The organism is Clostridium sp. BIOML-A1, assembly GCF_009874105.1.
Taxonomy (GTDB): domain Bacteria; phylum Bacillota; class Clostridia; order Lachnospirales; family Lachnospiraceae; genus Coprococcus.
Window position 1 is genome coordinate 12,671 of the sequence record NZ_WWTL01000012.1, and the last position, 24,532, is coordinate 37,202.

Annotated in this window: 17 protein-coding genes; 16 read left to right on the top strand and 1 reads right to left on the bottom strand. The window is 42.4% G+C overall.

What is annotated here, in order from left to right; all coding sequences use genetic code 11:
• Positions 1-20: 20 nt before the first annotated feature.
• The 3 genes from GT641_RS10025 (at position 21) to GT641_RS10035 (ending at position 3,242) form a co-directional block, all read left to right on the top strand.
• On the top strand, positions 21-650 hold the full coding sequence (locus GT641_RS10025; RefSeq protein ID WP_161117435.1) for a helix-turn-helix transcriptional regulator: 630 nt from the start codon (positions 21-23) through the stop codon (positions 648-650).
• An 86-nt stretch (positions 651-736) separates the two neighbouring features.
• Positions 737-2,032 (top strand): tyrosine-type recombinase/integrase, encoded by a 1,296-nt coding sequence (locus tag GT641_RS10030; RefSeq protein ID WP_015520149.1) that lies wholly within the window; start codon positions 737-739, stop codon positions 2,030-2,032.
• 160 nt (positions 2,033-2,192) lie between these two features.
• Positions 2,193-3,242, top strand: a complete 1,050-nt coding sequence (locus GT641_RS10035) for a S66 peptidase family protein (protein WP_161117436.1) — start codon at positions 2,193-2,195, stop codon at positions 3,240-3,242.
• 714 nt (positions 3,243-3,956) lie between these two features.
• Here the strand turns inward: GT641_RS10035 and GT641_RS10040 are convergent.
• Positions 3,957-4,391, bottom strand: coding sequence for an Rrf2 family transcriptional regulator (locus GT641_RS10040; protein WP_021944774.1), 435 nt, complete (start codon positions 4,389-4,391; stop codon positions 3,957-3,959).
• 466 nt (positions 4,392-4,857) lie between these two features.
• Here GT641_RS10040 and GT641_RS10045 point away from each other — a divergent pair, with 466 nt between their 5' ends.
• The 13 genes from GT641_RS10045 (at position 4,858) to gltX (ending at position 24,426) form a co-directional block, all read left to right on the top strand.
• Complete coding sequence (locus GT641_RS10045) at positions 4,858-6,168, top strand: O-acetylhomoserine aminocarboxypropyltransferase/cysteine synthase family protein (RefSeq protein ID WP_021944776.1); 1,311 nt, start codon at positions 4,858-4,860, stop codon at positions 6,166-6,168.
• A 116-nt stretch (positions 6,169-6,284) separates the two neighbouring features.
• A complete protein-coding gene (gene cysK, locus GT641_RS10050) occupies positions 6,285-7,214 on the top strand; it encodes a cysteine synthase A (RefSeq protein ID WP_021944777.1) in 930 nt (309 codons plus the stop codon).
• A gap of 539 nt (positions 7,215-7,753) precedes the next feature.
• Positions 7,754-8,773, top strand: a complete 1,020-nt coding sequence (locus GT641_RS10055) for a lysylphosphatidylglycerol synthase transmembrane domain-containing protein (protein ID WP_161117437.1) — start codon at positions 7,754-7,756, stop codon at positions 8,771-8,773.
• A gap of 90 nt (positions 8,774-8,863) precedes the next feature.
• Positions 8,864-11,566 (top strand): TetM/TetW/TetO/TetS family tetracycline resistance ribosomal protection protein, encoded by a 2,703-nt coding sequence (locus GT641_RS10060; RefSeq protein ID WP_243143740.1) that lies wholly within the window; start codon positions 8,864-8,866, stop codon positions 11,564-11,566.
• 89 nt (positions 11,567-11,655) lie between these two features.
• Complete coding sequence (gene glpK, locus GT641_RS10065) at positions 11,656-13,137, top strand: glycerol kinase GlpK (protein ID WP_044944574.1); 1,482 nt, start codon at positions 11,656-11,658, stop codon at positions 13,135-13,137.
• 75 nt (positions 13,138-13,212) lie between these two features.
• Entirely contained in the window at positions 13,213-15,765 is a 2,553-nt protein-coding gene (locus GT641_RS10070; protein ID WP_161117439.1) for a glycoside hydrolase family 3 N-terminal domain-containing protein, read from the top strand.
• Positions 15,766-15,938: 173 nt separating this feature from the next.
• Positions 15,939-16,367 (top strand): hypothetical protein, encoded by a 429-nt coding sequence (locus tag GT641_RS10075; RefSeq protein WP_119962804.1) that lies wholly within the window; start codon positions 15,939-15,941, stop codon positions 16,365-16,367.
• A 262-nt stretch (positions 16,368-16,629) separates the two neighbouring features.
• Complete coding sequence (locus GT641_RS10080) at positions 16,630-17,658, top strand: ABC transporter permease (RefSeq protein WP_161117440.1); 1,029 nt, start codon at positions 16,630-16,632, stop codon at positions 17,656-17,658.
• A 10-nt stretch (positions 17,659-17,668) separates the two neighbouring features.
• Entirely contained in the window at positions 17,669-18,922 is a 1,254-nt protein-coding gene (locus tag GT641_RS10085) for an FtsX-like permease family protein (protein ID WP_119962802.1), read from the top strand.
• Positions 18,919-19,578: an ABC transporter ATP-binding protein gene (locus GT641_RS10090; RefSeq protein WP_119962801.1), complete on the top strand. Its 660-nt coding sequence runs from the start codon at positions 18,919-18,921 to the stop codon at positions 19,576-19,578. The genes GT641_RS10085 and GT641_RS10090 overlap by 4 nt, the downstream gene beginning before the upstream one ends.
• The gene (locus GT641_RS10095; RefSeq protein ID WP_119962800.1) at positions 19,575-20,930 is read left to right on the top strand and encodes a hypothetical protein; all 1,356 of its coding nucleotides are present in this window, start codon (positions 19,575-19,577) and stop codon (positions 20,928-20,930) included. Before GT641_RS10090 ends, GT641_RS10095 begins: the two co-directional genes overlap by 4 nt.
• A 191-nt stretch (positions 20,931-21,121) precedes the next feature.
• Positions 21,122-22,096 carry an aldolase catalytic domain-containing protein gene (locus tag GT641_RS10100; RefSeq protein ID WP_008400103.1) on the top strand — a complete coding sequence of 325 codons (975 nt, stop codon included), beginning with the start codon at positions 21,122-21,124 and terminating at the stop codon, positions 22,094-22,096.
• Positions 22,097-22,746: 650 nt separating this feature from the next.
• A complete protein-coding gene (gene gltX, locus GT641_RS10105) occupies positions 22,747-24,426 on the top strand; it encodes a glutamate--tRNA ligase (RefSeq protein ID WP_044944570.1) in 1,680 nt (559 codons plus the stop codon).
• Positions 24,427-24,532 lie beyond the last annotated feature (106 nt).

Consider the following 24,532-nt stretch of genomic DNA (forward strand, 5'->3'; position numbering starts at 1 on the left):
CGAAAAAGGAGGAAGTCAGCATGAAAGATAAAGAACTACGCAAGCTGATAGGCAGCAGAGTAAAACAGCGCCGTCTGGAATTGAATCTGACACAGCCTTATGTCGCAGAAAAGATGGGAGTTACCGCTTCTACAATCCTGCGTTATGAGAATGGTTCGATTGACAATACGAAAAAAATGGTGCTGGAAGGTCTTTCGGAAGCACTCCATGTATCTGTGGAATGGCTCAAAGGGGAAACAGACGAATATGAAACCGATATTACGGATAAGAGAGAATTACAGATTCGTGATGCGATGGGAGATATTCTGGAACAGTTACCGCTTGCCCTTACCAAAGAAGAAGATGCTTTTTCAAAAGATTTATTACTGCTGATGTTAAAACAATATGGTCTGTTTTTGGATTCCTTCCAGTTCGCCTGCAAAAACTTCAAGGGGAATGATGGTCAGACGGATATTGCCAAAACAATAGGGTTTGAATCGAATGAGGAATATAATGAGATTATGTTCTTAAGGGAAATCACTCCTACCATCAATGCTCTTAATGAGATGGCAGACGTTGTAAGGCTCTATTCCAAGAAACCAAAAACAGCAGAACAAAGGCTTGCAAATCTTTTATCAGAAGTCTTATACGAAGATTCCGAATCGGTATAGTAAGACAACCGGAGTTATGATATACTTACACGCACGAAGCATTTCATCAGTTCCGATTGTCTAATATCGAAAGGAGACATACGATTATGGCAAAAGGATCTGTAAGAAAAAAAGGAAAGAAATGGTACTACCGCTTCTATGTAGAGGACGCAAGCGGCAATCTTGTTCAGAAAGAATGCGTTGGAACAGAAAGCAAAAGTGAAACTGAAAAACTGCTCCGTCAGGCAATGGATGATTATGAGAAAAAGAAATTTGTTGCCAAAGCGGAAAATCTCACAGTCGGACAACTTCTGGATGTGTGGGCAGAGGAGGAATTAAAAACAGGTACGCTCAGCAATGGTACGGTGGAGAATTACCTCGGAACAATCCGAAATATTAAGAAACATCCGCTGGCAGAACGGAAATTAAAAAATGTAACCTCTGAGCATTTGCAATCCTTCTTTGATTTGCTTTCCTTCGGGGGAGTTCATCCCGATGGAAAAGAGAGAAAGGGTTACAGCAAAGACTACATCCATTCTTTTTCCGCAGTCATGCAGCAATCATTCCGCTTTGCAGTATTTCCAAAACAGTATATTACGTTCAATCCTATGCAGTATATTAAACTGCGGTATCAGACGGACGAAGTTGATTTGTTTTCGGATGAGGACATGGACGGAAATATCCAACCAATTTCACGAAAAGATTATGAAAGACTGCTTGCGTATCTTCAAAAAAAGAACCCAGCCGCAATACTTCCAATCCAGATAGCCTATTATGCCGGGCTTCGTATTGGAGAAGCCTGCGGTTTGGCGTGGCAGGACGTAAATCTGGAAGAACAATGCCTTACCATAAGACGCAGCATCCGATATGATGGCTCAAAGCGCAAATATATCATCGGACCAACCAAGCGGAAAAAAGTGAGGATTGTTGATTTTGGAGATACGCTGGTAGAGATTTTCCGTAATGCCCGGAAAGAGCAGTTAAAGAATCGAATGCAGTACGGAGAACTTTATCACACGAACTACTACAAAGAGGTCAAAGAGAAAAACAGAGTGTACTACGAGTATTATTGCTTAGACAGAACAGAGGAAGTCCCGGCAGATTATAAAGAAATTTCTTTCGTCTGCTTAAGACCTGATGGCTGTCTGGAACTTCCGACTACTTTGGGAACGGTATGCAGAAAGGTAGCAAAAACATTAGAGGGATTTGAAGGCTTTCATTTCCACCAGTTACGTCACACCTATACAAGCAACCTTTTAGCAAATGGAGCAGCCCCAAAAGATGTACAGGAATTGTTGGGACACTCAGATGTCAGTACCACAATGAACGTCTATGCTCACTCCACAAGAGATGCGAAACGAAAATCGGTTCGGCTTCTTGATAAAGTGGTAGGCAATGACTAAAAAATTTCCCTTATTTCCCTTGTGATTATCTCATAAGGGCAAAAATAAGGGAAACTACATATCATTTCACTAATGGACAGGCGGGAAAGCCTATAAAATGGGGAAAGTTAGAGGAATAATTATATAAATTTCAGTTTATGAGGCTAAAAGGAGGAGAAAAATGAGATATCCGAAATTTTTAGAAAAAGGTGGAACGATTGGCTTTGTTGCGCCATCTTTTGGTTGTAATATAGAACCATATCGGACAGCATTTGGTCATGCACTTGATACATTCCATGCTAAGGGCTATCAGACGGAGCTTGGTCCGAATTGTTATGAAGGCTGTGGTATCGGTATCAGTAATACGCCGGAGAAATGCGGTCAGGAGATTAATGAAATGTACACATCAAAGAAAAATGATGTTCTGATATCCTGCGGCGGTGGAGAGTTGATGTGTGAGACTCTTGATCATATTGATTTTGAACGCTTAAAGAAAGCAGATCCGAAATGGTTTGTGGGATATTCGGATAATACGAATCTGACTTATCTGCTGACAACGATCTGTGATACAGCTTCTGTTTATGGTCCATGTGCGGCAGCATTTGGCATGGAGCCGTGGCATGCATCGATAGAAGATACATTTGCACTGCTTTGTGGTGAGAAGAAAAGCCTGCAGGGATATCGTGGATATGAGAAGGAATCCCTGAAGGATGAAGAACATCCGCTTGCACCATATAATATCACTGAACAGAAAGAACTTCATCTGTATGAAACAGATGCGACGCATGGATCGATTGCTGTCGATGAAGTATTCATGGCAGGCAGACTGATCGGTGGCTGCATGGACTGCCTGGTGAATCTGCTTGGAACGAAATTTGATAAAACAACGGATTTTCTGGAACGCTATAAAGAGGATGGCTTCATCTGGTTCTTAGAAGCCTGTGATCTGAATGTGATGGCGATCCGCCGCGCTATGTGGCAGATGGAGCATGCGGGATGGTTCCGATATGTGAAGGGATTCCTGATCGGACGCCCGCTGGTGCATGGACAGGAGATGATGGGGCTTGACCAGTATCATGCGGTACTGGATATTATCGCCCACCACAATGTGCCGGTTATTATGGATGCCGATCTTGGACATATCGCACCGATGCTGCCATTGATCTCTGGCAGCTATGCGAACATCACCGCCACCGGAAATAACCTTGTGGTTGACATGAAGTTGAAGTAATGTGTGAATTTCACATTTATGGATAAAAATCTAATCGGCTGTTCACCGTGTTAATCTGGCTCAGAATCGACAATAGAAAAACTCGTATAGTATTCTATTCCATGCATATGCCTGATTCGCTCATGCTTATGTGCAAACTCGCCCTACGGGCTCAGACATGCACTCGCATTCGCTGGCAATATGCATGCCATGACGAATCCTATACGAATGTTTTGTCTATTATCGATCTGAACCGGCTCAACAACAGTGAACAGCCGGGTAGATTTTTTATAGATACAAATATGAGATTCACAAATATAAAATAACATTGTGTTGAGATTATCTGTTCCAAACAGATAATCTCAATTCAGTTTAGTACCCCAAGGGGGATTTTTTAAGTTTGTTTCATTCTAGTGATAAGGCTGATCACGCGTTTATTGATAAGAATATCTTTTAAGTGCACGACAGCCCATCGTTTAAAAATCGATAGTGCAGTCGACTGAGTTTCCTATGATGTTACAAAACGGCTGGATTGGTTATACTCTGGCACTAACAAAACAATAGCATAGATTTCGTTATATAATGCATATTGCCAGCGAATGCGGGTGCATGTGTGAGCCCGTAGGGCGAGTTTGCACAGGAGCATAAGCGGATAAGGCATATGCATTAAATAGAAATCTATGCTAGTTTTGTTAGTGTCAGAGCATAAGCAATTCAGCTGCTTGGAGTATCAGGCTAAATGCAGTATTCATCGCCAGCTTCCGGTCGGCTGTTGCAGAGGTCTGCGATGGTGGTTGTGTCAACAACACTGCAGATCGCACTGTAGAGTTGCTTCCACAGATTGTAGGTGGAGCATATGGATTCACGCTCACATTCAGGCGCATCCTCTTCGACACAGGCAACAGGGGCAAGCGTTCCTTCTGTCAGACGAAGAACTGCACCGACTGTAATGTCTTCCGGTGCTTTTCGTAACAGGTAGCCACCCTGTGGACCACGGACGCTTCGGACAAGTCCGCCGGAATTTAATATAGAAATGATCTGTTCCAGATATTTATCAGAGATATCCTCGTTTTTTGCTACATCCTTTATGCTGACCGGCTTACCATTAGAGTTGGCTGCTATATAGATCATAAGCCGTAATGCATATCTTCCTTTTGTTGATATTTTCAATGTAATACACCTCCAAATTACACGATCATAATTCATACTAATTTTCTATGAATTGATTATACACCAGTTTAAAAGAAAAATCTATAAAAATATTTCCATTATCCTATTGACAAAGTAGGAATAGAGGTGTAATATACATGCATAAGATAAATCATAGTTTGTTGATAGGAATAAGCGGAAACGAGGTAAAAGGTATGTTGAACAAGTATTATCAACCACAATATTTGAATGAAGACAATCGAATGTGTACTACCAGACAAGCGTTATCAGCAGGCGGAATTTACAGATGTTGTCGCTAGAGTAAGCCCGGATAAGAATATCCATGAATGACGAAATGATAAGCTCCGGCATAGGGAGCAAATAACGAATACAGAATAAAATGACAGATAATAAAACGGCAGTACATAATGATAGAGGAAACGGAAACGTACATCAGCCGGGAGAAAAGAACAGGAGATTAAAAATTATGGCAAAGAAATCATACAGCGAAAGAAATTTAAAATTTGAAACATTACAGTTACACGTAGGACAGGAAACACCGGATCCTGTAACAGATGCAAGAGCAGTTCCGATCTATCTTACATCATCATATGTATTCCATAACAGCCAGCATGCGGCAGACAGATTTGGCCTCAGAGATGCAGGTAACATTTACGGAAGACTTACAAATCCTACAGAAGACATTTTCGAAAAGAGAATCGCAGCATTAGAGGGTGGCGTAGCAGCACTTGCAGTTGGTTCGGGAGCAGCAGCTCTGACATATGCACTTCAGGCAGTTGCACATAAGGGTGACCACATCGTAGCAGCAAAGAACATCTACGGTGGAACATATAACCTTCTTGCACATACACTTCCGGATTTTGGAATCGAGACAACATTCGTTGATCCATTTGACTATGATGCAATCGAAGCTGCTATTCAGGACAATACAACCGGTATCGAGATTGAGACACTCGGAAATCCTAACTCAGAGGTTGTAGATATCGAGAGAATCGCAAAGATCGCACATGCACATAACATTCCATTGATCGTAGATAATACATTTGCAACACCTTATCTCGTTCGCCCGATCGAGTACGGCGCAGATATCGTTGTACATTCCGCTACCAAGTTCATCGGTGGACACGGAACAACGATCGGTGGTGTCATTATCGACAGTGGTAATTTCGACTGGACATCCAGTGACAAATACCCATGGTTAACAGAGCCGAACGTATCTTATCATGGAGTAAGCTTTGCAAAGGATACAGCACCTGCTGCATTTGTTACTTACATCAGAGCGATCCTGTTAAGAGATATGGGCGCAACTATCTCGCCGGTACATTCATTCATCTTCCTTCAGGGACTTGAGACATTATCCTTACGTGTAGAACGTCATGTTGAAAATGCACTTAAGGTTGTACAGTATCTGAAAGATCAGCCACTGGTTGAGAAGGTAAATCATCCATCCATCTCAGAGGATCCTGAACAGCAGGCATTATATAAGAAATATTTCCCAAATGGCGGCGGATCAATCTTTACATTTGAGATCAAGGGCGGAGCAAAAGAGGCACAGGCATTTATCGATCAGCTTGAGTTATTCTCGCTCCTTGCAAATGTTGCAGATGTAAAATCCCTTGCTATCCATCCGGCATCAACCACTCATTCAGAATGCAACGAGGCTGAGCTATTAGATCAGGGTATCAAGCCGAATACAATTCGTCTGTCCATCGGAACAGAGAACATCGACGATATTATCGAAGATCTGGATGAAGCATTTAAGGCAATCGCAGAATAATCAATAATAAAAACAGTAGATAATTGAACATAAAAACAATAAAAAAATATGGGTGATCGAAGATCATCGGTCACCTGCAAAACGAAAAAATAGAATCAGAATAGGAGATTAAAATTATGAGTAAAATTTATAAAGACGCAACAGAGTTAATCGGAAATACACCATTAGTAGAGTTCAATCACATTGAGAAAAAGGAAGGCTTAAATGCAAAGATCCTTGCAAAGTTAGAGTATTTTAATCCGGCAGGAAGCGTAAAAGACAGAATCGCAAAAGAGATGATCGAAGATGCTGAGAGAAAGGGCACATTAAAGCCGGGCGCTACGATCATTGAGCCTACATCCGGAAATACAGGTATCGGCCTTGCATCTATCGCTACAGCAAAGGGTTATAAGGCAATCATCGTTATGCCGGAGACCATGAGCGTTGAAAGAAGAAATATCATCAAAGCATACGGCGCAGAGATCGTTCTGACTGAAGGTGCAAAGGGTATGAAGGGCGCGATCGCAAAGGCTGAGGAGCTCTCTAAGGAGATCCCTGACAGCTTCGTTGCAGGTCAGTTCGTAAATCCGGCAAACCCGGAAGCACACAGAAAGACAACAGGACCGGAGATCTGGAATGATACAGACGGAAAGGTTGATATCTTTGTAGCAGGTGTTGGTACAGGCGGAACTGTAACAGGTGTCGGTGAATATCTGAAGCAGCAGAATCCGGATGTTAAGGTTGTAGCAGTAGAGCCGGCTACATCACCGGTTCTTTCAAAGGGAACTGCAGGAGCTCATAAGATTCAGGGTATCGGTGCAGGATTTGTACCGGATACATTAAATACAAAAATCTACGATGAGATCATCACAATCGACAATGATGCAGCATTTGAAGGCGGCAAAGAGATCGCAAGTATAGAAGGTATTCTCGTTGGTATCTCATCCGGTGCAGCTTTCGTAGCAGCAAAGGAACTTGCAAAGCGTCCTGAAAATGCAGGAAAGACGATTGTAGTTCTCCTTCCGGACAGTGGTGACAGATATTACTCAACTCCGCTCTTTGGCTAAGATGTAATTTAAACGAATGTGAATATATAAGTCCTTTTAGAATAAATCATTTATCTCAAAGCAGACACGCTCCACCATACAGCAATGTGGTGGGGCGTGTTTGTTGTTACAGGCATTTGCATCTATATTGTTGTGTCGTTTATGTTTGTGTCGCTGTGCCATGTACCATGGTATAAAACATTAGTGTCAGTTTCGTTATGAAATGCATATTGCCAGCGAATGCGGGTGCATGTTTGAGCCGAAGGCGAGTTTGCACAGGAGCATGAGCGAATCAGGCATATGCATGGAATAGAAACTAACACGAGTTTTTATCATGGTATATGGCACAGCGGCACAGGCGTAAATGGCACAGTAGTTTAGATGCAAATGCTTTGATCACAAACAGCCTTTTATGTTGTCGGTGAGCGTGTGGATATGGTATATTATATGAGTATATGAATATTTGGAGGATGAATATGGAGCAAAATGATTTTTTGAGGATGCTGCATATATGGAAGTTGGGTAACAATAGATAAAAAATACGGAGCAATAAGTTGAGTATGAAGAAATTAACAGAAACGCAGAAAAGTATTATAAAATGGGCATTTGTGCTGGTGCTTCTTGGCCTGATCGTATATGTGTTCCGGGATATGGCAGGACCGATCGCAAAGCAGCTTGTGAAGACAAGCCCTTGGATCGTCGTGCTGATCCTTGTGGCGACATTGCTGTATGGTGTGTTTGAGAGTACGATCACAATGTTATTTGCCAGACAGTATAATCCGACGTTTACATTCAGACAGGCGTTTGGAATGACATATTTTGTGTCATTTTACAGAACGGCGACACTTGGAAGCGGAGCGGGTGTGTCGGCTCTGGTTTACCTGAATGAGTATGGAGTGAAGACATCAGAAGCATTTGGTATGTATATGATTGAATATGCAGTGCACAAATTAAGCATCGGAATTATGGCGGTGATCCTGTATCTGCTGCATTTCCATTATATAAATGAAACCTTTGCGGAATATGAAGCATATATTGGAATTGGATTTGTGGCTACGGTTATTATTACGATATGTTTACTGTTGTTTGTATGTGCCGGATGGTTTCATCAGATCTTAAAGAAGCTGATGGATCTGGTGAATTACAAAGGACGATTTACAGAAAAGTTTGATAAAATCAAAGAACAGTGTGATATCATGGAAACGGAATCAAAGAAATTGCTGCGCCATTGGAAGCTGCTGCTTGGCGTTCTGCTGATCAACTTTTGTAAGTTTTCCTGCTGGTTTATGATTCCGTATATCGTATTGTACAAGAGCGGTGCATTTTCGCCGGATGTGGCACTGGCGATCACGACGGTATCCGTCATGCTGGCGGCAGTTATTCCTACGCCTGCCGGGATCGGTTCCAGTGAGTTTGTAATGATCGCAATGTTTGGTGCGATCGTGGGAAGTGCGAAAGCAGGAGCTATGGCACTGCTATACCGTTTTGCAACATTTGTATTTCCGTGTGCACTGGGCGCGGCCTATGCAGCGAAGTTTGCAGTTATAAAACAGAGAAAGAATAAGAAGAGGGAAGTCTGACCCGTATGAGATGTGGGACGGATGGAAAAATATCCGTCAGCTATATGCTCGATATGATATATGATGGACAGAAACAGGGTAAATACAGATATGAAAAAGTTGGTGGTGGGTATTCTTGCCCATGTTGATTCGGGAAAAACTACATTATCGGAAGCCATGTTATATACGGCAGGCAAGATCCGTAAGCTTGGACGGGTGGATCATAAGGATGCTTACCTGGATACGGATGCACAGGAGCGGGAGCGTGGGATCACGATATTTTCCAAGCAGGCGGTATTTACATATGATGACATGGAGATTACGCTGCTTGATACGCCGGGGCATGTTGATTTCTCAGCGGAAATGGAACGAACCTTACAGGTGCTTGACTATGCGATTCTTGTCATTAATGGCATGGATGGGGTACAGAGTCATACTGATACATTATGGAAGCTGTTGAAGCGGTACGAGATCCCGACATTTATATTTGTAAATAAGATGGATATGGATGGGTCAGATAAAGATGCTGTTTTCCAAAATATACGAAAAAAGCTGGATGGGGATTGCGTTGATTTCTCATCCGGGGACAGAGATGAACAGATCGCGATGGCAGACGAGAGACTGTTAGATACCTATCTGGATAGTGGTATGGTTGAGACAGAGGATATCATCGAAGCAATTCTTGACAGAAAGATATTTCCGTGTTTCTGGGGATCGGCACTCAAACTCTCCGGTGTGCAGGAATTATTGGATGCGATGAATATCTATATGGTGATGCCTGCATATAATGCAGAATTTGGCGGACGGATCTTCAAGATATCGAGAGATGCAAAAGGGGAACGTCTTACCTATATGAAGGTGACCGGAGGAAGCTTAAAGTGCAGAGAGCAGATCGAGGGAACCGAAGGAAAAGTCAACCAGATACGGATTTATTCCGGTGCGCGTTATGAGACGGTAGAGGAGGTTCCTGCCGGAACGGTATGTGCGGTCACCGGGCTTGGTGAGACATCCGCAGGTCAGGGCGTTGGATGTGAACAGGAAAATGTATTCGCAGGACTGGAACCTGTGTTATCCTATAAAGTCAGCTATCCGGAGGACAAGGATGCAGTTGTCGTACTCCGGAATATCAGGCAGTTGGAGGAAGAAGAACCGGAGTTACATGTGGAGTTTGCACAGGAGACCCGAGAGATCTTTGTCAAGGTTATGGGACAGGTGCAGCTTCAGGTGCTGACACAGATCATAAAAGACAGATTTGGCTATCTCATATCATTTGGTATGGGAAGGATCATATATAAAGAGACACTTGCAGAACCGGTAATGGGGGTCGGCCATTTTGAACCGCTTCGCCATTATGCCGAAGTGCATTTGCTGATGGAACCATTGGAGCTGGGAAGTGGAATGCAGTTTGATACGATATGTAGCGAGGATGTACTCGATAAGAACTGGCAGAGATTGATCCTGACACATCTGGAAGAAAAAGAATACCGCGGCGTGCTGACAGGCGCACCGATCACAGATATGAAGATTACAGTGACCGCAGGACGGGCACATCAGAAGCACACAGAGGGCGGTGATTTCCGTCAGGCAACATATCGTGCAGTAAGGCAGGGGCTTATGATGGGGGAATGCAGACTGTTAGAACCCGTGTATGCATTCCGGCTGGAGATCCCTACAGAGATGACCGGGCGGGCGATGAACGATATCACGCGGATGCATGGACGATTTGCACAGCCGGAGATCGAGGGTGAAATGAGTATCCTGACAGGAACTGCACCGGTTGCTACGATGCAGGAGTACCAGCAGGATGTGACGGCATATACCAGAGGACAGGGTAAGTTATCCTGTACCCTGCAGGGATATGAGCCATGCCACAATGAAGATGAAGTGCTGGCGGCAAGTACCTATGATCCGGAGCTTGATATGGCAAATCCGGCATCATCGGTATTCTGTGCACATGGAGCCGGATATATCGTGGACTGGTACGATGTGTATGATATGATGCATGTAAAAGAAGATCCGGGATTTGCACTTGCGGGAATGGAAGATGTCCTGCGAAATATAACGTCAGAGCCTACTGAGGCAGACGAGGATAACCGAAAACGGATGGCGCGTGAGCGGCAGGGCGTAGGTGCTCCGGTGTATGATGAGAAAGAGTTAGAGGATATATTTGTCCGTACCTATGGTTCAAACAGCCGGGAAAATGCAGCTTATAATAAAGCCGGTTTTAATCGGTATAATAAGAGTGTGTCGGAAGCGGACTGGTATGTGAAAAAGGCGGCAGAACATGGTAAGAGCAAGACCACCGGTGCGCAGACACCGGCTGTCGGATTAAAGACGGCGGATACCGGAATTGCCAGACCCGGAGCATACAGGAAGCAAAAGGGCGAGAAAGAATATCTGTTAGTTGATGGGTATAACGTGATATTTGCATGGGATGACCTGAAAGCGCTGGCAGCGGTGAACATCGACAGTGCCAGAGATAAGCTGATTGATATTATGTCGAATTATCAGGGGTATGTCGGCTGTGAGCTGATCCTCGTATTTGATGCTTATAAGGTGAAGCAGAATCCGGGCAGCATTACAAAGCATGGAAATATCCATGTGGTCTATACGAAAGAAGCAGAGACTGCCGATATGTATATAGAAAAGACGACACATGAGCTTGGCAGAAAGTATAAAGTGACGGTTGCATCCTCAGATGGATTGGAACAGTTGATCATCATGGGGCAGGGTGCACTTCGAATGTCCTCCCGTGGGCTTCGGGAAGAAGTAGAACGTGTGAACCGGATACTGAGAGATGATTATTTGAAATAAAGGCTGAAGTGTTATGCGGCAAAGTAGATAAGAGAACGATATAAAGTAACGAATGGGCGAATCAGAAAATATATAATGGAGAAATGGGTATGAAGAAATACATTATGGCACTTGATCAGGGTACGACAAGTTCAAGGGCGATTTTATTCGGAAAAAATGGAGAGATGGCGGCTGTATCACAGAAGGAGTTTACACAGTATTTTCCTGAAAATGGCTGGGTAGAGCAGGATCCGAAGGAGATCTGGGCGTCACAGATGAGCGTGATGATGGAAGCCAGAGAGACACTGGGAATTCCTGTTGAGGAGATTGCTGCGATCGGAATTACGAATCAGAGAGAGACAACGATCGTCTGGAATAAAGAAACAGGAGAACCGATATATCCGGCAATCGTGTGGCAGTGCAGAAGAACGGCAGACCGGATCGAGGCATTAAAAGCAGAGGGCTATGATACAGTGATCCGCGAGAAGACAGGATTGATCGCTGATCCTTATTTTTCAGCTACAAAGATTGAGTGGATTCTCGATCATGTAGAGGGAGCGAGAAAACTTGCAGAGGATGGAAAGTTATATTTTGGAACGGTTGATACATGGCTGATCTATAAGCTGACCGGAGGCAAGGTTCACGCAACAGATTATACAAATGCATCCAGAACGATGTTGTTTAATATCCACACACTGGAATGGGATAAGGAATTACTTGAGAAATTCCGTATACCGGAGAGTATGCTGCCGGAGGTACATAATTCCAGTGAGATCTATGGCTATACAGACGAGCGGTTATTCGGTGGTTCGATTCCGGTTGCAGGCGTTGCCGGAGATCAGCAGGCGGCATTATTCGGACAGTGCTGTTTCGAACCGGGAGATACGAAGAATACCTATGGAACCGGCTGTTTCCTGCTGATGAATACGGGAGACAGGGCTGTTTATTCAGAACATGGGCTGCTTACCACGATAGCGATCGGACTAAACGGCAAAGTACAGTATGCGCTGGAGGGCAGTGTGTTTGTTGCAGGAGCCGCGATCAAATGGCTGCGTGATGAGATGAAGCTGATCGAGAAAGCCGGTGATACCGAGAGAATAGCGTTATCCGTTAAGGACAGCAATGGTGTCTATGTAGTTCCGGCATTTACCGGACTTGGTGCACCGTACTGGGATGCTTATGCCAGAGGTGCGATCCTGGGGCTGACCAGAGGAACGACAAGAGAGCACATCGTCCGGGCAACTGTAGAATCACTGGCATATGAGACTTACGATGTATTAAAAGCGATGGAGAGTGATTCCGGTATCAGCCTGAAGCAGTTACGTGTAGATGGTGGTGCAAGTGCAAATAACTTTCTGATGCAGTTTCAGGCAGATCTGTTGTCCGGCGAGATCATCCGTCCGGTTGTGACAGAGACGACAGCGCTTGGTGCGGCTTATCTGGCAGGACTGGCAGTTGGATATTATGATGATATAGAAGAGATAAAGAGCAATTGGAGCGTAGAGCGGGCATTTACATCGGAGATCGATGAGGAGATGCGCCGGATGCGGCTTTCCGGTTGGGAGACTGCGGTAAAGCGGGTACTTTTATAAGAAGCGGAATTTATTAGATAGAATCTGTAAGCTGTTTTCAGATAAAAATAGCTTCAAATAGCAGGAGATTGAGACATGACAGATAAGATCAAAAACATACTGGAACAAATGACAATAGAAGAAAAAGCCACTATGGTATGCGGTGCAAGTAACTTCAGTACTGCAGCAGTTCCTGAGTGTGGTGTACCGGCGATCCGTATGCTGGATGGTGGAACGGGAATTAATTATGAACAGCTGATCGGTGATCTGATCCTTGCATGGAGACAGAATCCGAGGGATGAGGAAGAAGCATGGCTGATGAAAGACTTCAGTGCTACAGAAGAACGTCATGTGATATTTGATTATTTCCGTCCTGATAAGCTGACAGAAAAGGAAATGAAGGTCTGGAAGAAGGTTCGGGATCATTTCAAGGATCAGTTTGTAAAGAATACAACAAATAATGAGACAACACTGGCATTTGTAGAGATGGCAGGGGATGCTGCGGCAGACATTATGTCGCCTGCATGTTTTCCATGTGGGATGATGCTTGGGGCTACATTTAACCCGGATATCGTGAATATGACAGGACATGCACTTGGACGGGAAGCACGGGCGTATGGCGTGCATATGCTTCTTGGAACACCGAATATCAATATCCACAGAGATCCATTGAGTGGAAGATTATTTGAAGGTTTCTCAGAAGATCCGTGTCTGGTGTCGAAGCTTGCACCGGAGTATGTAAAGGGTGTGCAGGAGGAAGGAGTAGCAGCAAATATCAAGCATTTTGCTGCAAATAATCAGGAAAAGAACCGTCAGGGGATCAATGAGACGATATCGGAACGGGCGTTGCAGGAGATTTATTTTCCGGGCTTCCGTGCCTGTGTAGAGCAGGGAAAGCCGGCAACTGTAATGTCAGCATATAATAAGATTAATGGTACGGCATGTACACAGAATAAATGGCTGTTAGATGATATCCTGCGTAAGTACTGGGGCTTTGACGGAATGGTTGTGTCAGATTGGGGCGCAGTCTACGATCCGATCGCAGCATTAAAAGCAGGAAATGACCTGAATATGCCGGGAGTTACAGCTGATCCTACAGTAGTTATGGAAGCAGTTGCAAATGGGGAACTGACCGAAGAAGAACTGGATCAGAATGTGGCGAGAATACTGGAACTGGCAGAGACTTACGCTGCACCGGAGTGCTATGATATGTCAGCGCAGTATATCATGGATATGTCGAAGCAGGCAGCCTATAAGACGGCTTGCGAGGGCATTGTTATGTTGAAAAATGAGAATGACATCTTTCCGATTCAGGCAAAGAGCAAGGCAGGAAGTGATTCGGTATTTGAGACAGCTGTAGAAGATGATCTTTTATCGGGTGTCGTTCTTTGCGGAAGCGGAGCTATCCGTTTATATGACTGTGGTACCGGAAGTGCAGGTATTACGACAGATAAGGACAGTAGCATCTACGAGGGGCTGATCCAGAATGGTGTCGAGGTGAGTATCGGAATACCGGCAGCAGGGAAGCGTGCAGGCATTTCCACCTATATCTGCGTTGCCAGAATACCGGGCATGGAAGGAAATGACCGGAAGGATATGAAGCTGTCCGCCGAGGATGCACAGATATTGAATCAGATGTTAGATCTGAAACGGGAAAATCCGCTTGTGAAGCTGGGACTTATCTTAAATGTAAGTGGGCCGGTCGATCTGGCACTTTGGGAGCATGAGTTAGATGGTATCTTCTGTATGTTCTTACCGGGTATGGAAGGTGGACATGCAATGGCAGATATCTTAACCGGCAGGGTGAATCCATCCGGAAAACTGCCGCTGACATTCCCAAAGAAATATCAGGATACGCCGACCTATCTGAATTTCCCGGGTGACGGATATCAGGTAAATTATGGGGAAGGTATCTATGTCGGATACCGTTATTATGATAAGAAGATGGTCGAGCCGTTATATCCATTTGGACATGGACTTTCTTACAGCAGATTTGAGATCGCAAATGAGCGTGCGATCGGAGAGCAGTCTCCGGTAGAGATCATTTACCCGGATGGCAAAGTAGATAATAAGAAAATGCCGGTATTTACGGATTCGATTAAGATCGCTGTGGATGTGATCAATCAGGGACCGGAAGAATTCTCTGAGGGTATGGAAGTCGTTCAGCTCTATATCAGTGATCCGTATGCATCCATCTCAAAGCCTGTAAAGGAATTGAAAGCGTTTAAGAAGATCCGGTTGGCATATGGCGAACAGGAGAAGGTCAGCTTTACTCTGAAAAAAGAGGACTTTGCTTCATTTGACAGTGACCTGCATCAGTGGGTGGCAGAGGAAGGAATCTATAATATCCTGATTGGAAACAGCTCCCGGAATATCGTGTGCAGCATGCCCGTCTATCTGGATGCAAAGACAGCGTACAGCTACAGTCTGATGACGCCGATCAAGATTCTGTATGAAAATGCTGTCACGAAGGAGCATATGAATCACTTGTGGCTCAGACTGGGACTTGATCTGTCCGACATTGATTACAAATACGAGTATGAGCCGCACACCAGATTGATCGACTTTGTCCATTTGAAATGTGAGCATCCGGAGCAGGAGGCACTGGATGAATTCGAACTTCGGGTTGGAAGCCTGAAGCGGGCGTAGATCAGGAAGTATAAAAGAAATAGGGAAATTATTTAATCGCATTTTGTCGAATTATAGTTTTTAATGGGGGTTTTAGTTGTTATATGTCAAGTTTTGTTGAATTGCTTTTATTTTTCGCGTAAATTGCTATAATATGGTTGTCTGCAGATAATAGAAAGATGGAGGTATATTATATGTTAAGAAAAAGAAGCTTATTAAAAACAAAACGAATTCTTTGTGTTATGGGGTGCATTACGTGTATGATGTTCAGCACAGTGTCATTTGCGAAGTCTTATGTGGGTAATGTTCCGTCATTGTCATATACTAAGAGTGGTATAAAGGTAACAGGAAATGCAAGTTATTTATATCGCGTTTCCAAGGATAAGATAAGTTCTTATGCCGCAATTGGAGGAGAAAATTATGGACATACCACAAAGAGTGGTCCATTTAATGGCGTGAAGATGAAATCTGACTTTACTGGTACTTCATGCGATTCAAAAGTATATGATGGAAAACGATCAGCAAGCAATTCCAAAAGCATTAGTACAAGTAATACAAGTGCAACAGTGAGCTATTATATTGAAGGTTCCAAGCAGGCATCTTTTACACTATTGGGTAACTAGTAATATCGTTTTTGCAATGTAACACAGTCTGTAACCGCGGGCAGGCTGTATTGTACTTAGGATAAGAGGGGATATTATGCGTATCAGGGATAAAGAGATATCTATCTTGTTTATTATTGGCTTTACTTTTCTATTTATATTGGTATGTACAGGTTATGTCACTGTATCGAATTGGTTATGGCAGTACAAAAAGCAGACTGTGTCCTATGAGTATACAAAAAATTTGTACATACATTCTAAAAATTCTTATAACGCAGCATATATGGATACGGAACTGTTGGACGAACAGGGATATGTGGAAATGGATGTTGAACAGCAGGCTGAGTGTCTGAAGTTATGTAAAAAAGATAATGACAGCATGGTCGATATTCTTTCGAATCAAGTGGTTACAACGTATCTTTCTGATTTGGGGTTAAAGGTTGGAGAGAGCAGAAAAATTGTTTTCTTAGATGTGATTTTTTCATATCAGGAAACATGGTATCGTGATCTGGCAGAGGGACAGTATCCTTTGACAGGTGACAACAGTACATTATGTGCTGTGCTTGGTGAAAGCTTGAAATCAGAAACAGTTACAATGAATGGAACGTCATATATTTGGATTGGAGATATGTACATTCCGGTTGTCGGCGTTTTTGAAAATTATAATGCTTCAGAAGAAGATGATTCTATCGTGTTATTCGGGGGACGGACAGTCTACCAGAATTCAAAATTTTTCCAGAAAGAATTAGGAAATATCATGAATGATGACGAGGTTCAGATAGCAATAGGTTCCAATGTGAAGCCGGTATCCAGTGAGACATTCGAGGATATGTTAAAACAGAATGATAATTTGTATCTGGGTGAACCGGGATATTTATTGAAACGTCAGTTAGCAAGACAAGAGGGTGGTTTGTCTAGAAATTTCTGGGATTATTTATATAACATAAAATCAATGGTTGTATGCATAATGGGACTGTTTGGAATTATTAATTGCGTTATGTTGGCACGCGTATGGACGATGCGTCGCCAAAAAGATTTTTTAGTGATGCGTCTGTATGGCATCAGTAATTGTAAAATTATTTGGCTTGTTTTTCAGGAATTATCTATGGTAGCTGGTATTGGATTGCTTCTGGCAGCAGTAATTTCCACTTCCTATATCAGCATAATAGATGGATGGCGGGCATCGGAGCATATGGTAGCATGGCTGATTTTGATTCTGGTATGCGGATTTGTTCTGACATTGGCAGTTTGTATCTTGTCTGTCTGCTTATTTATAAATAAGATGAAGTCCATACAGGTGACAAAAATATAAGGGGGAGAAAATGAAATTTCGTCATAGAATAAAATTTACAATTGATAATATTTCCCTGCATGGGAAACAGGTGCGAGCTGGAATTTTTATGAGCTTTTTTGCATTTCTTGTCCTAGGCGTAACAGTCTTTATTTTTAAAACGACTGGTCAGTTTCGAAAGGATACGCAAAAGGCTTTTGCAGAGGATATCTCTGGTGTTGGATGTATCGAAATCAGTTCGGATGATGAAAAAAAGGCAATGGACTTTATAAACAGAATGCGCACACAGGCTTATATTGCAATGGCAGGTTCTATTTCTGAATATGAAATTTCACAAGAAAACTGGGATGCTGTCAGCACCAGACAATCCGTGAACAAACGAATATTTGACGAACTTAGAGATGCAGATTCATATACGGAAGTATTGTTTGTTCAGAAAGATGTGTTTTCGTTGTTCGATATCAGACTGAAAAAAGGATCTGAAGATGTGAATACGGTGATGAAGAAAGGATATGTTCCGCTATATGTGGGATATAAATATCAAAAAGACCTGAAGATTGGGGATGTTTTGCCGGATTCAGATGATTTTGAATATATGGTGGCTGGATATATAGATAAAAATCAAAGCATGCCAGTGAATTCAATGGTTACAGTGGATAAATTTTCTTTTTATACGACTACATCATTAGATTATGCACTAATTGCTGTTGTGGATTGGGAACCGGATGCATGTGGAGAAAATATGTATTTTGAAATCGCAGATGGCTATAAGTTTCAAGATGTGAAATACAGGTTGACGCTGCTTGCAGGACAGCAAGGGGTGGAAATTGTAGTTTCAAATATAGCTGCAGTAATGGATGCGGCAGATGCGTCTACGAAATCCATAAGGCAGTATTTATTTGACTTGTTTGTAATTGTTGCAATATCTATTTGCGTATCACTTACCTGTTTTCAAAGTATGAATATTCTTACACGGAAATATGAATATGGAATTTTATACGCAAATGGCTTTAACGAAACAGATATGATTTTGATTATTGTTTTCGAGGAATGTTTTAAAATGCTTGTTTCGTTGATTTTGGTACTCCCGGTCCTGTCAATAATTGCAAAATATTTTTTTGAAGCAATTTATGAATCCCAAAGAATTTTAAATCAGATTATGTATAAAAATGTGCTGCCTGTTCTTATTTTGGCAGGGGCGGTTATTACAGCAGTTTCTTCCGTGTTTCCAATTGTGTTAATAAAAAAGAATTCGGCGTCCGAACTGATAGGAGATAAGACATGATTCAATTAAAGAATGTTACAAAGGTATATGAGACAGGTGGAGTAAAGACACCTGCGTTAAATGGAATTTCGCTCGATATAAAAGATGGAGAGTACATATCGATTATGGGGACTTCCGGTTCCGGTAAAAGTACGTTGTTAAATATTTTGGGTGGGATGGATACGTTAACGACTGGGGAATATTATTATAATGACATAGCGGTACATAAGTTAAAAGGGAATGCACTCCATAATTTCCGAAAAGAAAATGTAAGCTTTATCTTTCAGCAATTTGCACTTATGAAGCATTATACAGTTTTTGAAAATGTTGAAATACCGCTAATTGCAAATGGGTTATCCAAAAAACAGAGAAAAGAAATTGTTATGGAAAAACTGAAAGCGATGGGAATTGCAGATCTGGCAAAAAAACTTCCTGCCAATATATCAGGTGGACAGCAGCAAAGATGTGCAATTGCCAGAGCACTGGCATCGGACAGGGATATGATACTGGCAGATGAGCCGACCGGGGCTTTAGACAAAAAGACTGGTGTGGAAATTATGGAAACTCTGCGAAGTGTGAATGATATCGGGAAGACTTTGATAGTCATTACACATGATGAAAAAATTGCAGATATGGGTGACAGGATATTAAATATTGAGGATGGAAGGTTAATATGAGAAAAGTAAGATATAAGACAGCGAGATATAGAACAGGCGTCATTCTTGTGATACTGGTATGTACTATGCTGTGTGGCTGTGGAGAAAAAAAAGCTATATATGATGCAGCTTTGGGAGAGAAAGAAAGTGGATTAAAAGGCAGTTTGTCTGTTCCGAACGTGGTGTCTTATACGTTTGACGGAAACGGAGACAATACGATATCATTAAATACAGAGAATATTATAGTGCCGGAAACAGATTCCATGAAAACTGTATATTATGAAGAAGTAACAGTAGATAATGCATACAAACAGCAGATTGCAGAACATATATTTGAGAAGGATAAAGGGATATATGTATATGATGGAAGCAGTATGTCAGAGGATATGCTTGCGGAGATGGAAGCATATTATCAGAAATGTATAGACATAGCAATGCAGCAAAATGATACAAATGCACTTTCCATGTATAACGATATGTTTGCGGAGATTATAGAGAAAAAGGCATCTGCCAAAGAACTGGAAGCAGCAGGAAATTATGATGTAGATGTTTATATTGGATATATCAATGGCAGACTGTTTCTGCTTGATTTTACTTTGCAAAATGGTGGGTTTGAGCTGAAACGCTATGCGGAAGAATTAAACGCCGAAATGCTTTCGGTAGAAAATGTGACATATGCTATTGCTCATACGCAATATGGGGAGGGTGTGGAGCAGGATTTAGTACAGACGAATGATTTGAATGTAGCAACACTAGGAAAAGAGGAGATGGTTGCACAGGCAGAAGATTTTCTGAAGCGTATTGGAATTACGGATGCAGAGGTTGTGGAAACAGCAGCTTCCGAATGGTTGTGTTATGATTTGGTTCTGGGGCAGAATGAACCGAAGACCGTTTATGATGGCTATTATATCACCTTTGCAGATACGGTTGATGGTTATTCTCCATATATAGGATATTTTGATTTTGTAGAAAGCTTGAATGAATCCGGGGAACGAAAAGAAGGATTAACGACACAGACATATGAAGTAAATATAAATGATAATGGAATTATAGGTGTGGTATGCCATGATAACTATCGAAGAACTGGGAAGGTGGAAGATACAAAGCTGTTAGCATGGGATGATATGCTTACTGTGGCAAATGACAATATTAAAAATTATTATTCAAATAAAAAAATATCGGGAAATATTACCTTTAATTATGTGGAATTGTCGTATTATATGGAGAAACTGAAGGATGGTTCATATGCACTCAAACCAGTATGGGTATTTTTGTCATTAGACGATATGCTGATTACTTATCATTCGGATGTGTATCCAAATGAATTATTGATAATTGATGCAGAAAATGGAACCCCAATTGACATAAAATAGTCAAAGGTTATTGAAAGGAAGAATTAGTTTATTGCGTTGAAGTAAAAAAGTGCTTGCATTATTTTAAAAAGCTGTTATACTATACTCACGCCAACGCGTTAAAGTGAGAAAATAAATAGAAAGAGCGTTGGATACTCCTGAGAGTTTGATCGGCTCATCAGGTGATAAAAAAGATTTAGGAGGAAACAGCGATGATAGGCGGAGATATGATCACGTACAGACCTGATATTCAGGTGCTTGATGCTACAATTCGAGATGGAGGACTTGTCAACGATTTTTATTTTACAGATGAATTTGTAAAAGCACTTTATGAAGCAAATTTGAAGGCTGGTGTTGATTATATGGAATTCGGCTACAAGGCTTCCAAGGAGATGTTCGATGTAGAAAAGTTCGGAAAGTGGAAGTTTTGTGACGAAGAAGCCATTCGCAGTATAGTCGGAGAGAATAATACAGAGATGAAGATATCTGTTATGGCGGATGTCGGAAGATGCGATTACAAGACAGATATTATTGACAGAGCAGACAGTGTTATTGACATGATACGTGTGGCTACATACATCAACACCATGCCTGCTGCGATCGAGATGATAGAGGATGCACATGCAAAGGGATATGAGACGACCTGTAACATTATGGCGATCTCAAAGGATCAGGAGTCAGAGATCGATATCGCTCTTGAGATGTTAGGCAAATCAAATGTAGACGGAATCTACATTGTAGACAGCTACGGATCTTTATACCCGGAGCAGATCCAGAGACTGACACAGAAATATGTGGCAGTTGGAGAGAAATACGGTAAGAAGATTGGTATTCATGCACATGACAACATGAAGATGGCATATGCAAATACTGTTGAAGCAATGAGACATGGAGCAAGCATGTTAGATGGAACGGTAAGCTCTATGGGACGAGGTGCAGGAAATTGCGCGATGGAATTGCTGCTTGGCTTCCTTCGTAATCCAAAGTACAATCTGTACCATATCCTGAAGTTCATTGAGCGTTACATGGTTCCGTTAAAGGAAAAGGGTGATGCTGTATGGGGCTATGATGTACCGTACATGCTGACCGGTATGCTGAACCAGCATCCAAGAGAGGCCATTGATTTCATCAAACAGGGCAAACACGAATACGCTGACATGTACAGCTACTTACTTTATCGCGAATAAGCAACTGTGAGTAGTAGCTTGTGCTGTATTACAGATATTGTTCAGCTTGGCAGATAATAATATATGAAATAAAAATGGAAGACAGTATTTACTATATGTAACAAGTTGGATGTCAAGACTTGCGAATCATATGGAAAACTGTCTTCCATTTTATTTACGCTTTGGAGACTGTAGATATAATATAAGTTCTACGAACTTCGAGCAGTATCTTCAAGACGTACTCCGTTCAGAAAAAGCATTGCCGGCCAATGCCGGTATAAGGAAGCACGCCAGAAATTTTTCGTAAGTTAATTTCCCAAGCTGGTACCAGCCGACAGTATGGGTTGACGGATATCAACGATCATAGCGAGGCTTTCGTAATGAGGTTTGCGCTAGCTGCCTGCATTAAGCCCATTGTTTGAGCCTGAAAGGCGAGTTTGGGCGACTGCAGGCAAATGGGCGCGTGAACCGAATAGAAAACGAAGCGTATCGGAGATATCCGTCAACCCATACTGTACGGCGTACGGTGTACGGTGGTGTACAGGAAATAAACAACTGTACAAAATGTGGGGTTTGTGGTATTTTTTACTATATGTGTTTTGACAGTCGATTAGGTGCTGTCAGGCGGTAAGAAATGAAAAATAGATTTGATATAAGAGGTGGCAGATAAGATGGATTATAACAAATTAGCAGAATTAATATTCCCGGATATAACAGGAACGGTAGACGATCTCGAAGCAAGATTTCCAAAGAGAGACTTGCCGGAGGGTGCGAAGGTAACGAGATTTGCGCCAAGCCCAACCGGATATATGCATATCGGTGGTTTATATGCTGCTATGATATCAAGAAAACTTGCAAAGCAGAGCGGTGGTGTGTTCTATCTTAGAATAGAAGATACAGACAGAAAGAGAGAGCTTGAAAATGGTGTGGAGGAGATCATCAATTCCTTAAACAAGTTTGATCTTGGATTTGATGAGGGACCATTTGAAGGAAGCCCTGTCACATATGCACCATATAAGCAGAGCGAGAGAAAAGAGATCTATCAGATCTGCGTTAAGAAGCTGATGCAGGAGGGATATGCATATCCTGATTTTACAACTGCGGAAGAACTGGATGCGATAAGAGCAAAGCAGGAGGCTGCAAAGGTAGATATCGGATATTATGGAGAGTATGCAGTTGGAAGAAATCTGACATACGAGCAGATCGAGGAGAAATTGGCAGCCGGAGAGCCTTATGTTGTCAGACTTAAGAGCCCGGGCGAGGCAGGCAAGACAGTTGTTTACAGTGACCCGATCCGTGGTAAGATCGAGATGCCTGAGAACATGATGGATGTTGTACTGTTAAAATCTGACGGAATCCCAACCTATCATTTTGCACATGCAGTAGACGATCATTTTATGAGAACAAATATGGTCATCCGTGGTGACGAATGGCTTGCATCCTATCCGCTTCATAAGCAGTTATTTGAACTGTGCGGATTTGAACTTCCTGAGTATGCACATATTTCACCAATTATGAAGATGGAAATATCCGTCGATGAGGATGGAAATGAACATCAGCATAAGAGAAAGCTTAGTAAGAGAAAAGACCCGGAGGCAGCCGTTGGCTTCTATCAGGAGCAGGGCTATCCATCCGAGAGTGTACTGGAATATCTGATGACGATCGCCAATTCCAATTATGAGGAATGGCATGCAGCAAATCCGGATAAGACGATCGATGATTTTACATTGTCACTTGCGAAGATGCCGGCATCCGGTGCATTATTTGACATGGTGAAGTTAAATGATGTCAGCAAAGAGATGATCTCCACATTTTCAGAAGAAAAGTGCTATGAGAAGATTATGGCATGGGCAAAAGAATTTGATGAGAAGCTGTATGAATTTGGCACAAATGATAAAGAGAGCTTCTTAAAGACGATCAGCCTCTGGAAGATGTCCGGAAATAAAGTCCGTAAGGATGTTGGCAAGTGGTCAGATCTGGCAGAGATGTTCGGCTATCTCTATGTGCCGGAGGATGAACTGAAGCTTTCCTACGAGGTCGATGAGAAGTATAATGCAGATCAGATGGCAGAGATCATCAATGAATATAAGAAGGATCTGTTCTTAGATGCAGAGAACTGGTTTGCCGAGATGAAGGTAATGGGCGACAAGCTTGGCTATTGTCCGAATGTCAAGGAGTATAAGAAGAATCCGGATGCTTATAAGGGATCGATCACAGATGTCTGCACGATCGTTCGTGTGGCAGTAACCGGTAAGAAGAATTCACCGGATCTTGCTACGATCATGAACGTGATCGGCAAGGATCGTACGATCGGAAGACTGGATAAGTTCCTGGCAGCGATCGGCAAGTAAGATAATAGAAATACAGGCAGAGTTTTATATATCTTAAAAAGGAGGCAGTGGCGAATCACTGATCGGCAGTAGTGGAATGAAACGTGGAAGTCGACAGGATTTGGCT

Bases quoted from the DNA above. Each gene is read 5' to 3' on its own strand.
- GT641_RS10025 (WP_161117435.1), top strand. From the start codon at position 21: ATGAAAGATAAAGAACTACGCAAGCTGATAGGCAGCAGAGTAAAACAG.
- GT641_RS10030 (WP_015520149.1), top strand. From the start codon at position 737: ATGGCAAAAGGATCTGTAAGAAAAAAAGGAAAGAAATGGTACTACCGC.
- GT641_RS10035 (WP_161117436.1), top strand. From the start codon at position 2,193: ATGAGATATCCGAAATTTTTAGAAAAAGGTGGAACGATTGGCTTTGTT.
- GT641_RS10045 (WP_021944776.1), top strand. From the start codon at position 4,858: ATGGCAAAGAAATCATACAGCGAAAGAAATTTAAAATTTGAAACATTA.
- cysK (WP_021944777.1), top strand. From the start codon at position 6,285: ATGAGTAAAATTTATAAAGACGCAACAGAGTTAATCGGAAATACACCA.
- GT641_RS10055 (WP_161117437.1), top strand. From the start codon at position 7,754: ATGAAGAAATTAACAGAAACGCAGAAAAGTATTATAAAATGGGCATTT.
- GT641_RS10060 (WP_243143740.1), top strand. From the start codon at position 8,864: ATGAAAAAGTTGGTGGTGGGTATTCTTGCCCATGTTGATTCGGGAAAA.
- glpK (WP_044944574.1), top strand. From the start codon at position 11,656: ATGAAGAAATACATTATGGCACTTGATCAGGGTACGACAAGTTCAAGG.
- GT641_RS10070 (WP_161117439.1), top strand. From the start codon at position 13,213: ATGACAGATAAGATCAAAAACATACTGGAACAAATGACAATAGAAGAA.
- GT641_RS10075 (WP_119962804.1), top strand. From the start codon at position 15,939: ATGTTAAGAAAAAGAAGCTTATTAAAAACAAAACGAATTCTTTGTGTT.
- GT641_RS10080 (WP_161117440.1), top strand. From the start codon at position 16,630: ATGGATACGGAACTGTTGGACGAACAGGGATATGTGGAAATGGATGTT.
- GT641_RS10085 (WP_119962802.1), top strand. From the start codon at position 17,669: ATGAAATTTCGTCATAGAATAAAATTTACAATTGATAATATTTCCCTG.
- GT641_RS10090 (WP_119962801.1), top strand. From the start codon at position 18,919: ATGATTCAATTAAAGAATGTTACAAAGGTATATGAGACAGGTGGAGTA.
- GT641_RS10095 (WP_119962800.1), top strand. From the start codon at position 19,575: ATGAGAAAAGTAAGATATAAGACAGCGAGATATAGAACAGGCGTCATT.
- GT641_RS10100 (WP_008400103.1), top strand. From the start codon at position 21,122: ATGATAGGCGGAGATATGATCACGTACAGACCTGATATTCAGGTGCTT.
- gltX (WP_044944570.1), top strand. From the start codon at position 22,747: ATGGATTATAACAAATTAGCAGAATTAATATTCCCGGATATAACAGGA.